Consider the following 14,044-nt stretch of genomic DNA (forward strand, 5'->3'; position numbering starts at 1 on the left):
TAATCTATTAAACTACATAAACATATTGAAGGAGGAGTTTGGAATGACTAGATTATTATCAAAAGATGAGTTTCGTAAGGAGTTAGAGGAAGCGATTAAAGGGAACCATAGCCAAAAGGCACCTTTTACTGTAGCATGGGCTGAAGGAAAATTAGAGCGTAGCCACTTCGCTCGCTGGGCTGAAAACCATTACCATTATGTTGGACCTTTTGCAGATTACTTAGCTTATATCTACCATAACACTCCAAACTTACCAAAATTTGAAGACGCTAAAGATTTCACTTTACAAAATATGTATGAAGAAGAGATCGCTGGCGATCGTCATACAGACTTATTAATCCGATTTGCTGAAGCTTGTGGAACAACTCGTGAGCGAGTATTAGATCCTAATAACATGGCTGCAACAACATTAGGCTTACAAAGCTGGTGCTTTGCTGTAGCAGCGCGTGAAAACTTCGTAGTTGCAACTGCAGCATTAGTAGTAGGACTTGAGTCTCAAGTTCCTGACATTTATCGTAAGCAAACTCCAGCTTTACGTGAGAAGTACAACTTTACAGATGAAGAGATTGAATTCTTCGACTTACACATCGTATCAGATGAAATTCATGGAGAGCGCGGATATAAAATCGTACTTGATCATGCTGATACTCCTGAGCTACAACAACGTTGCTTAGAAGTAGTTCGTACTGGTGCAAAAATGCGCCGCATGTATATGGACGGCTTATGGAGAGAATATCTTGAGAAAGATCTTGGTGCTCTAGTACAAGCATAATAAGTAGAAAACTAAAATGGCAGTTTCCGACTAGGGAACTGCCATCTTGTTCAGAAAGGATGATAGATTTGTTAACTACTAAACTGGAAACTTTTAAAAATTACATATGTGGAGAGTGGATCGAGTCTTCAAATAATAAAACGTTCCAAAGCGTTAACCCGGCAAATAAGGAAGAGATTGTCGGCATATTTCAAGCATCAACAGAGCAAGATGTGAACCAAGCGATTGAAGCAGCAAGCAAAGCATTTCCTGAATGGGCACAAACTCCTCCTTCTAAACGTGCTGCAATTTTAAATAAGGCGGCAGCAATTCTTGAACAAAGAGTCGATCAACTAGCTGATGAGTTAACACGCGAAGAAGGGAAAATCATAAGCGCAGCTAAACAGGAGATACTTCGTTCAGCAGAGACGCTTCGTTATTATGCAATTGAAGGACAAAGCTTTACAGGAGAAACATTCCCGAATGATGATCCAAATATGAGAGTAACAACAGAACGTGAACCGCTTGGAGTCATTTCAGTTATTACGCCTTGGAACTTCCCATTATCTATACCATCTAGAAAAATTGCTCCTGCATTGATTACTGGAAATACGGTTGTATTCAAGCCATCCTCTGATACACCTTTAATTGCTTTTCGACTTGTTGAAGCCTTGCACGATGCTGGTATCCCAAAAGGGGTAATCAATTTCGTTACAGGAAGTTCGTCTGATATCGGGGATATTTTAGTTAAACATTCTGCTATTCGTGGAGTTACTTTTACTGGATCTACTAGTGCTGGGGAGCATATTCATAAAAACACATCCTTTACGACAAGAACACAAATGGAACTTGGTGGAAAAAACCCACTAATTGTAATGGATGACGCAGATGTAGACTTAGCAGTGAATCTGACAGTGAATGGAGGCTTTCATCTTACTGGTCAGGCATGTACGGGTACTAGTCGTGTCATTGTTATGAAAGAAGTAAAAGAGCAATTTGTTCAGAAATTAGTAGAAAAAACGAGCGCTTTAAGAATCGGTGACGGATTTGATGAAAGTGTCATTATTGGACCGCTTGCAAATGAAAAGCAGTTAAAAAACGTTCTGAAATATATTGAAATTGGAAAAGGTGAGGGCGCGTTACTTGAATACGGTGGTCAACAACTTTCGTATGGTAATTACAAAAATGGCTACTATATCGAACCAGCAATATTCACGAATGTAAAGCCGGATATGCGCATTGCGAAAGAAGAGATTTTCGGACCAGTAGTAGCTGTGATTGAAGTTGAAAGCTATGAAGAAGCCGTTTCAATTGCTAATGATGTTGAATATGGGTTATCTGCATCGATTGTTACAAATAATTTGAAACTGGCTCATCAATTTACGAAAGATGTTCAGGCGGGGACTGTCAAAGTAAATCGTACAACAACAGGTAATTTAATGAACGCTCCATTTGGTGGAGTAAAACGATCTAGTACTTCTACGTTCCGTGAGTCAGGCAGAGTCGGACTTGAATTCTTTACACAAATAAAAACAGTTTATATCGGTTATTAAGGAGGCATTTTTAATGAAGACAATATTGAAAATAGAACTAGAAGAAGCAAAAGTAATGATTGAGGCTGCAAAGAAAAAATCAGAAGAAATTAACGTACCAGAAACAATTGCAATTGTAGATGATGGAGGGTATGTTATTGCGCTTGAACGTATGAATGGTGCTCGTATTACTGGTCCAGAAATTGCGATTGCTAAAGCATATACTGCGGCAGGGCACAAGCGTTCGACTCATTTGTTTAATACAGAGCCTAATGGACCAGCTCTTCCAGGAAATGAGGCATTTGGCATACAACATATGTTAAATGGAAAATTTGCTATTTTTGTTGGAGGTTTTCCAATCGTAGTTAACGGAGAAGTTATTGGCGGTGTGGGGATTAGTGGCGGAAATGGAGCGCAGGATACAGCTGTAGGGACTGCAGCTCTGCAAGCTTTACAAGAGCTACTTTCAAATGATGGTTATGAAGTCATTACGGATGCAGACATAAAAAAATAATAGTTTAGAGGCGGTTAGGTGTTGTCCCTACATCGCCTTTTTTGGTATACAAACATTTTAATAATATAATAAATGGGAGTAAAGTTCTTAATTGAAGATACATAAGCTGTTAAATATAAGGCAGATTACATAGTGAGTTAGAGGGGACAAATAATAGAATGTGATAAATGAACTATAAATGTTATGCAAGGCTAAAATTGTGCAAAAGGTTTTAAGGTAGGTATTTCTTCCTTCTGCTCGATTACTCCAATAAAAGATATTATAATAGAAATATCAATTTACTTTTGAAGAAATGGTGTTACACTATTTTAAAATAGGCAAGAAATGAGAGGCAGGTGATTTGAATGGAAATGGAAACGAATTTTCTTTCAATCCGAGAACATGCATATAGATATTTAAAAGAATTGATTTTAGAAGGGCATTATAAGCCAGGTGATCGCTTAATTGAACGGGAACTAGCTGTAAAGCTGAACATTAGCCGTACACCTATTAGAGAAGCTTTATTCCGTTTAGAATCACAAGGGTTTGTGAAAACGGTTCCGCGTAAAGGGGTCATCGTTTCGAATATTTCCGATGAAGACATCATGGAAGTGTTTACGATTTTATCTTCATTAGAAGTGCTAGCAGCAAAGTTGGCTGCGCAAAAAATGACGGACGAAATTCAAAAAGAATTCGATCAAAAAATCGAAGCGCTTCTATATATAGAAGAACACTCGGATGAAAACTTTGAAAACGAACATATTGAAATGAATCTTTTACTATACAAAGCAGCAAAAAGTCCTAAGCTATTTGAAATTTTATCTGGCTTAACAGATTATATCCATATGTCTGCCAATATGGGTTACGAAGCACCTGGAAGACGTAAGGAATCATTAAGGGAACATATTGAAATCATGAAAGCAGTACGAAATAAAGAAGTAGAAATGTCGGAGTATTTAACAAAAATTCACATTGAAAATTCTAGACGTGCGTACATGAACTACATAGAAAAAAGAAAAGAGAAAACGACATAAATGTAGTTGATTAAGATTATGATCCTTTCGGTTTTATGTCCAAATTGATTTATTCTAAAATAAAAGCCACTAATAGTTAGACTTTTTATATGTCTATACTATTAGTGGCTTTTTGTTATGAACGTAGAAAGTTAGTTACTAATTACACATACAGTAAAAGGGAAAATATTATACTCCAATCACTATAGAGGAAGTTCTACTTTTTAAAGCATTACAAATACTCATTGCTACAATATAACCAGTCTTTGGATTAGTAGCAGAAGGAATATTTTGCACCTTCACTTCCATTTCTCCAAAATAGCCGTTTACGAAAATTTGATGTGTATTACGGGTTATAGTTGGATCAACGTATACTTCAACTTTTGTTTTATCAAATCCTACTCCTGCAAGACTTAATGTAGCTGAAACATTAGTGCTCTCCGGAAAAAGCTTAGAAGATTCTCTTGCAACACCACTGTAAATGCAAAATGGTTCTTTAACAGTGTTCAAGTCTATCTTTTCTTCTGCAATAGTCCCTCTCCAAGCACTTGGTGGTTTTTTAGTTACAAGTTTCACTTCGTCAACACTCTGTAGCATTGAAGCAGCCACACGATCCAATCCAGCAATTGCAGCAGAAGGAATGATGATCCTGCTGTTATTATGTTTTGCAGCGGTTTCCAGTTCAGCTAACAGAGTATCATCTGCTAGTGCCCCCACAGAGGCAATGACAAAATCACTACCAGAAGATAAAGAAGTTTTTCCATACTTATAGACAGCTTCATGACCTGCAGCTTCAATAATAACATCCAATCCTAACGCGAAAAAAGCTTCTTCGTTGTCGTAAAATAAGTCGCTTATTTGCGATTCGTATTGTTCCTTCCTTCGCACGAGTACTGCTTTTAGCATGACGTCTCCGGCTTTTCCTTCGTTTATATATTTGATGATATCCTGTCCAATCGCTCCATAACCTATTAGTCCTATTTTAAGCAAAGTAATCACCCCTATTTTTTGAAAATTCAGATGTGTTTGGTATACAAAATATTATATCAAACCGGAATACAAAAACAAATAGAGTAATATAAATTAAGAAAAATAGCTAAAAATATGTATTTTTAATATTGTCAGAAAATTATAAATATGGTATATTGTATACCAAAGAGGTAAAGGGGAGGATTTATATTATGCCGAAGCTGAATTTTGCTACTAGTGGAAAGGTATTAGAAGTACCGGAAAACTCCAATATTTTACGTATGTCTCTTCGTTTTGATGGAGAATTACCAAATCGATGCGGTGGAGGCGTTTGTGGCTCCTGCGTCTGTAAAATTGAAGAGGGTACTGTTGATCATATAAAAGTACAAGAACGTCGAAAGCTTGGGGAAGAATGGTTGAGTAAAGGGTATCGTTTAGGTTGTCAAGCTTTCATCAATGACGAAGATGTAACGATTTCCTGGGATAAAGAAGTAACAGAAGAAGTGAAAAAACGAAAATTAGATCATCCGAAAAAGAAAGTGACTACTACACCATAAACTATTTTAGGAGCGGGAGTGAATTATATGTTGTTAGCTTGCGATAAACATATGAAAGAAGCCTTAAAGTTAGTAGAAATGCCACAAATTCAAAAAGCTTCAATTGGTGAAACATGTTCTTTTTGTAATACGGAGACTTCACTTTTAGTTAGCATGGTTAATCAACCTAAGCCAATTAAGAAGATGCCATGTGGCAAATGTAAAACATGCTCTTGTCTGATTGCAAATTAAAAGAACGATAAACTAAAGGGATTGATTTTATGAAACAATTAAACATCTTTATCGCCTTTTTTAGAAGCAGTATGCTTGGATATGGAGGTGGACCTTCGACCATTCCTTTAGTACATAAAGAAGTGGTTGATCGTTTTAAATGGATGAACGATGAAGAATTCGGTGATGTTCTAGCAATTGGAAATACGTTACCAGGACCAATCAATACAAAAATGGCAGGATACATCGGATTCAAAGTTGGTGGCTCGCTGGGGATGATCAATGCAATTATCGCGACGATCCTACCGACGATTATCTTAATGGTTATTCTATTAACAACACTCGTTACATTTAAAGATTTAAAATGGGTGCAAGGGATGACTAAAGCCATCGTTCCAGTAGTTGGAGTAATGCTTGGTGTATTAACTTGGCAATTTGTACAAGGTTCGGTTAAGGGGCTAAAATGGCCATTTACAATCGGTCACATTTTGGTAGGCGTTGTTTTAATGCAATATTTTCATATACATCCAGGATTTATTATTGGTGGTCTCTTGATATTTGCATTAGTTAAGCCAACCAATTCAGTTGAAAGTAAAAAATCAAAAGGACTGTCTGCATAATGGTATATTGGAACATTTTCTGGTCGTTTTTTGTTGCTAATATTTTAGGGTATGGCGGGGGTCCAGCGACGATTCCTCTTATTCAAAAAGAAGTGATCGCAAGAGGATGGCTAACGCATCAAGAATTTAATGAGGCTCTTGCTATGGGGAATTCTCTACCAGGTCCGATTGCTACGAAAATGGCGGGATATATCGGATTTCATGAGGGAGGAATATTAGGTTCGTTTTTAGCAGTATTCGCTACAGTAGCGCCCTCTCTGATCCTCATGTTGACTTTAATGGGAATTTTGTATAAATATCGTCATTCGATCCAAGTTAAGCGAATGACACTATACGTCAAACCGACTATCGCTGTATTACTTGGTGTCATGGCATATAATTCATTTCATGATTCATATTCTCAAATCGGTATCGGGCAATTTCTATTTTTAGGAGTAATTAGCTACATATTAATGGAGAAAGTAAAACTACATCCAGCATTTATTGTAATGGGAGCTTTGTTGTACGGTGGATTAAATTTATAACTCGAAAAAAGGGTAAGCAAATTTTCATTAAATTTTGCTTACCCTTTTTTGCACATTAAGAAAGTATAAATTGGCATCGGTGGAGAAAAATCGACGTAGAGGCCAATCTTGAGATAAGTATAAGTGCAACTACGCCTCTGTCTTCACCTGATGGCTCGCCAATCGGCGAGTTTTCTTTACAATTTATACCCTGGTTTGTAGTTTGTTATTGTAATTTGCTTTCAACTTGTTGGCAAATTTGGTCAGCCGTTAAGCCACTTGCCTCAATTACTGATCCTTGTGTAGCAGTATCTTGCATTCCCATAACGTTTGAATCAAGTCCTGTTACTACACAGCAATCACAACCATTTGCATCTGATTCTTGTTTTAATTCAACTACATCATGCCCTGCTGAACGTAATGCTTCTTGGACATTTGTTAAAGATTGTTCTACTCCGATTCTAGCCATAAAAAACACCTCCTCAGAAATATAAGATTTGCAATTAATAGGAAAATTATTCTTTGAATAAAGAAGTTAACGTTTAGAAAAAGTAAAGATGGAGGTGATTGAAATGGGAAAAACTAAAAAAGATCCATCTAGAGCTGGCTTAGGGTCACCAAATGTACAAGGCCAAGGGACTACTACATCTGAAACAGGTGTGGAGATGTCTTCAAGTAGAAAAAAACAAAAAAGAGATTAATTTTAGACTGTTTATCTTTCAGAAAAAAATGTTTAGCCACCTATAAATAGGTGGTTTTTGATTTTAACTTAAAAATAGTGATCAATGTTAAAGGATTCTACTATCTATAAGAAGAATTAAGATTTTAATTGAATAATCTTTTGATTTTGCTAAAGTACATTACAACAATATTTAGGAGTAATGTATTTTCTTTTTAATTAAAAATAATAGGAGAGTAGATGAATAGATGAATCATATTGTAAATGGTGACGTGGTTGGTGGGAAAATACAATCTTTAAATGGTAATATAATTGTCTGGAGAGAAATGTATGATTTTGGGCCACTGAGTAATGAGTGGTCTTTGGAAGAAACATATCGAAAAAGAGCAGAATTTTTTGAACAAAAGCTACAAATTCCTGCCGATTTTTTTATTGAAAATTGTCAAAAACAATATCGATTATTAAATGAACTATCACGGACTGAGGAAGTAGTTTTATGGTTCGAACATGATCGCTACGATCAAGTGACGATTCTATATTTATTAACAGAATTATCATCACTTGGATTTCAAAAAATTTCAATGGTTAGTATCAATGAATATGAAGGTTTTGATCCTTTTCATGGATTAGGTCAGCTATCTTCTGAACAATTAATTGAATTACTTCCAACTAAACAAGAAATGACAACAGAACAAATTGAAGAGGCATGTGCAGGATGGAAAGCTTATCGATCAGAAAGTTTGGAGGAACTTGATAAGTTTATTCAAGAATGTCATTCACTCCCATTTTTAAAGCAAGCCTTATTAAGTCATAAAACTTATTTTCCATCTTCACAGAATGGATTAAATGAAGTAGAATATTTAGCTTTATCAATGATTAATGAAGGAATTAACACCTTTGCAGTACTATTTAATAAACTCGTCAGACAAAGAACAAATGATGGATTAAGTGATTTATATTTTGCCGCAATTTTAAATGAATTAATGAAGGGTGATTATCCGCTAATAAGCAGTAATAGTGAATTACCAAGTTATAAACAACATAACCCAAAAGCAAAGATTGATTTAACAAGTTGGGGATTAGATGTACTAAATGGAAAAGCAAATCGAATTCATTTAAATGGAATCGATTGGTGGGTTGGAGGAGTTCATCTATTCGAAAAGCCCACAATGTAAATACTGAAAGAAGAATAAAATAAATGGCAGGTATTCATAATGGATGTTGTATTTAAATCAGAAAACAATGTATTTAATTTAAGGGTAGCAGGTATTTGGATTAAAAACGGGCATGTACTAATTCATAGGCTAGCAAGTGAATCAATTTGGTCCTTACCTGGAGGTAGAATTAAATTAAATGAAGAATCACATATAAGCTTAAAAAGAGAGTTTATTGAAGAACTCGGCATAGAAGTTGACATCGAAAAAATGATGTGGACTGTAGAAAACTTCTTTCATTATAATGGCAAAGATATTCATGAAGTTGGTCTTTACTATAAAGTTAAAAGTGAACAGAAGATTATTCATATGATGAATAAATCGTTTTATGGTCGTGAAGGTGATAGACTAATATTTAAATGGGTACCGATTGAGAATCTTGAAGAAATTGAATTATATCCGGAATTTTTGCGAACAAAATTAAAGGATTTTTCAACGGAAAATCATTTTATTGTTAAATAGTTGAATGAGCTAAGAGGTGGTGGTTTAAATGCGCCCAATTTTATTGGGAATATTAGCAGCATTTTTCTTTTCAATAACATTTATTTTAAACCACTCAATGGAATTATCCGGTGGAAGTTGGATTTGGAGCGCGTCATTAAGGTACTTTTTTATGGTTCCTTTTTTAATGATGATCGTAATTTCTAGAAGAAATCTTACTGTTTTATTGAAAGAAATGAAAAGGAATTTAAAAGGTTGGATTTTATGGTCAACAATTGGATTTGGTTTGTTTTATGCACCAATCTGTTTTGCAGCGGTTTATTCTCCAGGTTGGCTAATAGCTAGTTCATGGCAAATCACGATTTTATCTGGTTCATTGTTAGCGCCTTTATTTTTTATTTCAGTGCGAACACCTAATGGTTTACAAAAGAAACGTGGCCAAATTCCATTTAAAGGGCTAGGGATGTCATTATTAATTATATTTGGTATTTTATTAATGCAGATGGAGTTAGCTACAAAAATAGCTGTTTCAACAGTATTAATTGGCATTTTACCAGTCATTATTGCTTCCTTTTCCTATCCACTTGGTAATCGGAAAATGATGGAAATATGTGATGGAAAGCTGGATGTATATCAACGTGTTTTAGGTATGACTTTAGCAAGTTTACCATTTTGGCTTATTCTTTCAATCTATGGGTTTTATACGGTAGGGCTGCCGAGTCAAAGCCAAATTTCACAATCATTAATTGTAGCGATCTCATCAGGAGTGATTGCAACTGTATTATTTTTTCAAGCAACTGACTTGGTCAGAGGAAATATGCAAAAATTAGGCGCGGTAGAAGCGACCCAATCAATGGAAGTATTGTTTACAGTAATTGGTGAGATTTTCTTCTTATCTTCAGCACTTCCAACGATAATTTCTTGGATTGGTATGCTTATTATAATGGTAGGTATGATCTTACATAGCTATTTATCACAGAAAGAAAAAGTCTTAAAGCAAGATAAAGAGACTGTTAATTTATGAGCTGGAATCTATTTTTATCCCAGAATTTGAAAAGAGGTAATTAACTTGAATAAAGAATTCAGAGAATCACTTGTACTAGATGAAAGTAAGAATTCGATATCCATTTTAACACCAAAAGATTTCTCCTTTAAAGAATGCTTAGTGTTTTTAGCAAGGTCGAATAATGAAGTACTCCATCAAGTTAGAGGGGAGTATTTTTTTAAGCTTATTAAAGTAGAAAATGAATTAATTTTACTCAAAGTCAGCAGTGACCAAAATCGAGTTTTGATTGAGTTTCCTGACCAAATTTTGCGTGACGAAATAAGAGTAGCTGCAGCAGCATTTGTTTGGGATTTATTTGATTTAGATCGAAATCTTACAGATTTCTATCAATTAAGTAAAAATGATCAATTGCTACAGCAACTAATTAATCAGCATTTCGGACTTAGAGTAATAGGAATTCCAGATTTATTTGAAGCATTTACATGGGCAATTATGGGGCAGCAAATCAATCTTACATTCGCATTTTCTTTAAAACGAAGCTTTGTTGAAACATATGGAGAGAGTTTTAAATGGCAGGATGAAATTTTTTGGCTATTTCCAACTCCGAATGTAATAGCCGAACTAGAAGTTTCAGATTTAACTAGCCTAAAATTCACTACTCGAAAAGCAGAGTATGTTATTGGGATTGCAAAACTTATGGCAGACGGTCTCATTTCAAAAGAATATTTGCAAGAATTAGGCTCTTATGAGAAGAAGCTAAGTAAACTAGTAGAAATTCGAGGCGTTGGTAATTGGACAGCAGATTATGTTTTAATGAAATGTTTAAAAGAAAAATCTGCTTTTCCAATTGCTGATGTAGGAATACATAATGCTTTAAAAAATCTACTATCTTTAGAGAAAAAGCCTTCAGTAGAAGAAATCAAGAAATTGTCGACAAGCTGGGAAGGTTGGGAAGCATACGTAACTTTTTATTTATGGAGATCTTTATATTCCTAATATGTGATGTGTTTATCCGGTAAAGTTGAAAAATCCCTCTATTATTCGATATATAATTGGATTTTATTGTTAAAATAATGGATAGTAACAAGAGTAGTTGGGGGAACATCATGAAAAGATTTATATTACTCAAATACGAATAATGCATCTAAGGGCAAAACATTTAAGAATTGTGCAGACTTAAGAAAAGTTTATCCAAATGGTGTGCCAAAAGGAAACAAAGCTTATCAAGAAAAAATGGATCGAGATCATGATCATTATGCATGTGAAAGTGACTAAAAAAGCACCTACTTTTAGGTGTTTTTTATTACTGATTAGAATCTTTCCTTTTATTTTGCTATTTGAATTGAATTTCTTAATTTAAGAACAAAAAAATTTTTAAAGAGTAGCGTTTATACAAAGGATTTTTGATTTAATAGTAGAATAATTTGATTTAATAGTAGAATAATATTAGTGCCTAAAAATTTATTTTTACAATTTTGTTTAACAGTGTCAAAATATAAATAAGAAAATATTGAAGAGGACGGGACTATGATTAAATTTTTTAAACGATTATTTAGTAAAGAAAAAACAAATCAGGTTACACTGCCATTAAAAGAAACTCGTTCCCTATCAAAAGTGGAAATCGAATATATTATTAATGAGTTCACTGATAAACAAAATAAAGTAGTAGATGATATGAGAAATAATTCTATTGATCATGCTGATATTGAGTTTAATGAACTAATGACAAACAGAATAACGAATAATTTAAAGTACAGAATACCTTTTTTAGCAATTGAATTAGTTTATTTAAATAATACGTTAAGAGGAAAGAAAGTAAAATACATAAAATATAAATTATTTCATCAAGTCAAAGATATAGAAACAACGGAAATAACTGATATGGTAATAAATCAAGGTTATTCATTTGTTCCTTCAGTTGGTTATTTGAAAATTGGATAAAACTATGAAGAAAACCCACAAGATCCTTGTGGGTTTTTCATTTGTAATCTACGTATGTGGGTTCAAATAATTGAGTTTCATCTATTACACATAGAAATCTCTGGTTTACGCGCGAAAAACTAGCGTATATGCACGAAAATCAGCTCTTTATGAACAAATATCCCTGGTTTATGCACAAACAATTCAATTAATAATGTTCACTTAGTGTTCGCCGCGTTCCTTATACAATTGCCTCATCCTTGTTCATGCATTTCAAAGTTCTCATTTGCTTCCGATTTAGGCAAATCGTTTACCTCATAGGCTACTCTTATCCCGGATTCGATCGCACCTTGAATCCAACCTGGAGCAGTAGAAGTGTGATCACCAGCGATGTGAATTCTTCCTTCTGGTGTTGATATATAAGGGGAAATTTCAGTTTGCTGGTCAGGTTTGAAAATGGCAAAAGCACCACCTGAAAATGGATTTTCTGCCCAACTAAATGTATTACCTGTAACATACTCGCTGTATATTTCTTTCCCATAAATTTTGGATAAATCTTCTAACGCATTTTCTATTTGTTCTTTTTCTGTTAAGCTATCCCAAATTGCTGCGTTGTCTTCCCATGTATAGCTTGCTAATATGACACCTGGGCCTTCTGAGCCAACGGATTGACTTGGGAAATAGGAATAACGAACAGGTAAATCAGAAATCATTTTTCCGCCAATATTACCTTCTTTCTCCCAAAATCTCGTTCTAAATTGCAATCCGATTTTAGTGGAGGGCACATAGTGTAATTGTCGGATTGCTTTATATTTGTTGTAAGAAAATAAATCACGTGGAATTACCTCAACGAAATTTAGTAATGAAAATGGGATTGTAATGATGGCTAAGTCACCAGTGACAGTATATTGTTGTGAGGTTTGTGTATCTTCAGTATGGATTGTTACATATGAGTCATGTTGTTCAATTTTTTTCATTTTTTGATTGTAATAAAGATTGTCTTGTAATTCTGGAAGGAAGGAATATGGCAAATGGTCATTTCCACCTTTAATTTCATAAAACTTAAGCCCGGGAGTAAATAAAATCATTACTTCTCGAAGTAATGCAGTGAATGAAAGCTCTGGAAAACCTTCCATACCTAGCATAACCTTAATCATATCAATTGCTCCAACTGATAATGTTCTGCCATATGGATTGTATTTTAAATAATATTCCATAGAGTAACGATCAAGCAATTTAATCACGATTTCCCAATTCTTTTTTGGATTCTTTTTTATGAAATCAGTTACAGGCTGCATAGCATACTCGGCCAAATATTCTGCTGTTTTACCTTTTTCAGATGGTGATGTGGGGAAGTTTAGAATGTCTGGATTTTCTTCATAAAGCTTTTGAATAGTTCTTACGTTATTAACATAAATAATATCTTCTGGAGTGCTATTAATGAATTCTTCAAGAGTAAGATTAAATTTCTTAATATATTCTAGAACAAGTAAATGAATTGAAGGTATTCGCATTGCACCATTTTCCATATACTGGTTTGCATAAAAAGAACGATTTGTATAAATTCGTCCACCAATGCGATTATTTCCTTCGAGAATCGTTACTTCATGCCCTGCTGCTTTTAAAAGAGAAGCAGCCACTAAGCCAGAAATACCTGCACCAACAATGATTATATGTTTAGGTTCCAATGTTTTTGGTAGTCCTGTACGAATAGTTTGAAGCATTTGTTCCATAGAAATAGGAGGCTCCATACTTACTGTCATATTTTCGCTCCTCTATTTATGACATTCATAGAATCTTATTCAACAATAGAGGAAGATAGAAGAGCTAAACAGAGAAATAAAAAACAAAAAGAGCTTGAAAATTCAAGCTCTCGATGTGTATTGATCCTGCTATTTTTTACGTCTAAATAGATTAACGATAAATACAATGATTGCAATAATTAAAACAATATGAATTAATCCACCTGCGATATGGAAAGTAAAATAGCCTAATACCCATAAGATTAAAAGAATAAAAAATAAAATCCACATAATGATGAACATTCCTTTCTTGATGACTGTATTATTACGTTGTCCAATTTTTACTTTCATATCCAATTAATAAGCTCTAAACGAAAAAAAGCCGCCAAAATTG

General features: G+C 34.3%; 18 protein-coding genes and 1 pseudogene. 15 read left to right on the plus strand and 4 right to left on the minus strand.

Going from position 1 to position 14,044, the window contains the following annotated elements; genetic code table 11:
• Positions 1–43: 43 nt before the first annotated feature.
• The 4 genes from CN692_RS00690 to CN692_RS00705 all read left to right on the plus strand — a co-directional run bounded on the left by CN692_RS00690 (position 44) and on the right by CN692_RS00705 (position 3,810).
• Positions 44–772, plus strand: coding sequence for a TenA family transcriptional regulator (locus CN692_RS00690; RefSeq protein WP_098117090.1), 729 nt, complete (start codon positions 44–46; stop codon positions 770–772).
• A gap of 59 nt (positions 773–831) precedes the next feature.
• Positions 832–2,304, plus strand: a complete 1,473-nt coding sequence (locus CN692_RS00695; RefSeq protein WP_098117091.1) for an aldehyde dehydrogenase family protein — start codon at positions 832–834, stop codon at positions 2,302–2,304.
• A 13-nt stretch (positions 2,305–2,317) separates the two neighbouring features.
• On the plus strand, positions 2,318–2,797 hold the full coding sequence (locus CN692_RS00700; RefSeq protein WP_098117092.1) for a GlcG/HbpS family heme-binding protein: 480 nt from the start codon (positions 2,318–2,320) through the stop codon (positions 2,795–2,797).
• A gap of 344 nt (positions 2,798–3,141) precedes the next feature.
• On the plus strand, positions 3,142–3,810 hold the full coding sequence (locus tag CN692_RS00705; protein ID WP_098117093.1) for a GntR family transcriptional regulator: 669 nt from the start codon (positions 3,142–3,144) through the stop codon (positions 3,808–3,810).
• Positions 3,811–3,978: 168 nt separating this feature from the next.
• Here CN692_RS00705 and CN692_RS00710 read toward each other — a convergent pair whose 3' ends face one another.
• Positions 3,979–4,779, minus strand: coding sequence for an aspartate dehydrogenase (locus tag CN692_RS00710; RefSeq protein WP_098117094.1), 801 nt, complete (start codon positions 4,777–4,779; stop codon positions 3,979–3,981).
• 191 nt (positions 4,780–4,970) lie between these two features.
• Here CN692_RS00710 and CN692_RS00715 point away from each other — a divergent pair, with 191 nt between their 5' ends.
• Genes CN692_RS00715 through CN692_RS00730 form a run of 4 tightly spaced genes read left to right on the plus strand, consistent with a single transcriptional unit; the run spans position 4,971 to position 6,669 of the window.
• The gene (locus tag CN692_RS00715; RefSeq protein ID WP_098117095.1) at positions 4,971–5,315 is read left to right on the plus strand and encodes a 2Fe-2S iron-sulfur cluster-binding protein; all 345 of its coding nucleotides are present in this window, start codon (positions 4,971–4,973) and stop codon (positions 5,313–5,315) included.
• A 27-nt stretch (positions 5,316–5,342) separates the two neighbouring features.
• Complete coding sequence (locus CN692_RS00720; protein ID WP_098117096.1) at positions 5,343–5,546, plus strand: hypothetical protein; 204 nt, start codon at positions 5,343–5,345, stop codon at positions 5,544–5,546.
• 29 nt (positions 5,547–5,575) lie between these two features.
• Positions 5,576–6,145: a chromate transporter gene (locus tag CN692_RS00725; protein ID WP_098117097.1), complete on the plus strand. Its 570-nt coding sequence runs from the start codon at positions 5,576–5,578 to the stop codon at positions 6,143–6,145.
• Entirely contained in the window at positions 6,145–6,669 is a 525-nt protein-coding gene (locus tag CN692_RS00730) for a chromate transporter (protein ID WP_098117098.1), read from the plus strand. Before CN692_RS00725 ends, CN692_RS00730 begins: the two co-directional genes overlap by 1 nt.
• A gap of 205 nt (positions 6,670–6,874) precedes the next feature.
• Here CN692_RS00730 and CN692_RS00735 read toward each other — a convergent pair whose 3' ends face one another.
• A complete protein-coding gene (locus tag CN692_RS00735) occupies positions 6,875–7,117 on the minus strand; it encodes a YkuS family protein (RefSeq protein ID WP_098117099.1) in 243 nt (80 codons plus the stop codon).
• Between the two features lie 103 nt (positions 7,118–7,220).
• On the opposite strand from CN692_RS00735, the gene CN692_RS00740 reads away from it, so the two are divergent.
• From CN692_RS00740 to CN692_RS00770, 7 genes and pseudogenes are all read left to right on the plus strand, one after another.
• Positions 7,221–7,349: a YuzL family protein gene (locus CN692_RS00740; RefSeq protein WP_098117100.1), complete on the plus strand. Its 129-nt coding sequence runs from the start codon at positions 7,221–7,223 to the stop codon at positions 7,347–7,349.
• Positions 7,350–7,575: 226 nt separating this feature from the next.
• Positions 7,576–8,502 carry a DUF1835 domain-containing protein gene (locus CN692_RS00745; protein ID WP_098117101.1) on the plus strand — a complete coding sequence of 309 codons (927 nt, stop codon included), beginning with the start codon at positions 7,576–7,578 and terminating at the stop codon, positions 8,500–8,502.
• Between the two features lie 39 nt (positions 8,503–8,541).
• Positions 8,542–9,003: an NUDIX hydrolase gene (locus CN692_RS00750; RefSeq protein WP_098117102.1), complete on the plus strand. Its 462-nt coding sequence runs from the start codon at positions 8,542–8,544 to the stop codon at positions 9,001–9,003.
• Between the two features lie 28 nt (positions 9,004–9,031).
• The gene (locus tag CN692_RS00755) at positions 9,032–10,006 is read left to right on the plus strand and encodes a DMT family transporter (protein ID WP_098117103.1); all 975 of its coding nucleotides are present in this window, start codon (positions 9,032–9,034) and stop codon (positions 10,004–10,006) included.
• Between the two features lie 45 nt (positions 10,007–10,051).
• Positions 10,052–10,984, plus strand: coding sequence for a DNA-3-methyladenine glycosylase family protein (locus CN692_RS00760; RefSeq protein ID WP_257143947.1), 933 nt, complete (start codon positions 10,052–10,054; stop codon positions 10,982–10,984).
• A 174-nt stretch (positions 10,985–11,158) separates the two neighbouring features.
• A pseudogene (locus CN692_RS25795) lies at positions 11,159–11,263 on the plus strand (excalibur calcium-binding domain-containing protein); the annotation flags it as partial.
• A gap of 252 nt (positions 11,264–11,515) precedes the next feature.
• Positions 11,516–11,929: a hypothetical protein gene (locus CN692_RS00770; protein ID WP_098117104.1), complete on the plus strand. Its 414-nt coding sequence runs from the start codon at positions 11,516–11,518 to the stop codon at positions 11,927–11,929.
• A 233-nt stretch (positions 11,930–12,162) separates the two neighbouring features.
• Here the strand turns inward: CN692_RS00770 and CN692_RS00775 are convergent, their stop codons facing one another.
• A complete protein-coding gene (locus CN692_RS00775) occupies positions 12,163–13,671 on the minus strand; it encodes a flavin monoamine oxidase family protein (protein WP_098117105.1) in 1,509 nt (502 codons plus the stop codon).
• 129 nt (positions 13,672–13,800) lie between these two features.
• On the minus strand, positions 13,801–14,001 hold the full coding sequence (locus tag CN692_RS00780) for a lmo0937 family membrane protein (RefSeq protein ID WP_306659828.1): 201 nt from the start codon (positions 13,999–14,001) through the stop codon (positions 13,801–13,803).
• Between the last annotated feature and the right edge of the window lie 43 nt (positions 14,002–14,044).

This window comes from Bacillus sp. AFS002410 (assembly GCF_002556365.1).
In the GTDB taxonomy this organism is placed as follows: domain Bacteria; phylum Bacillota; class Bacilli; order Bacillales; family Bacillaceae_G; genus Gottfriedia.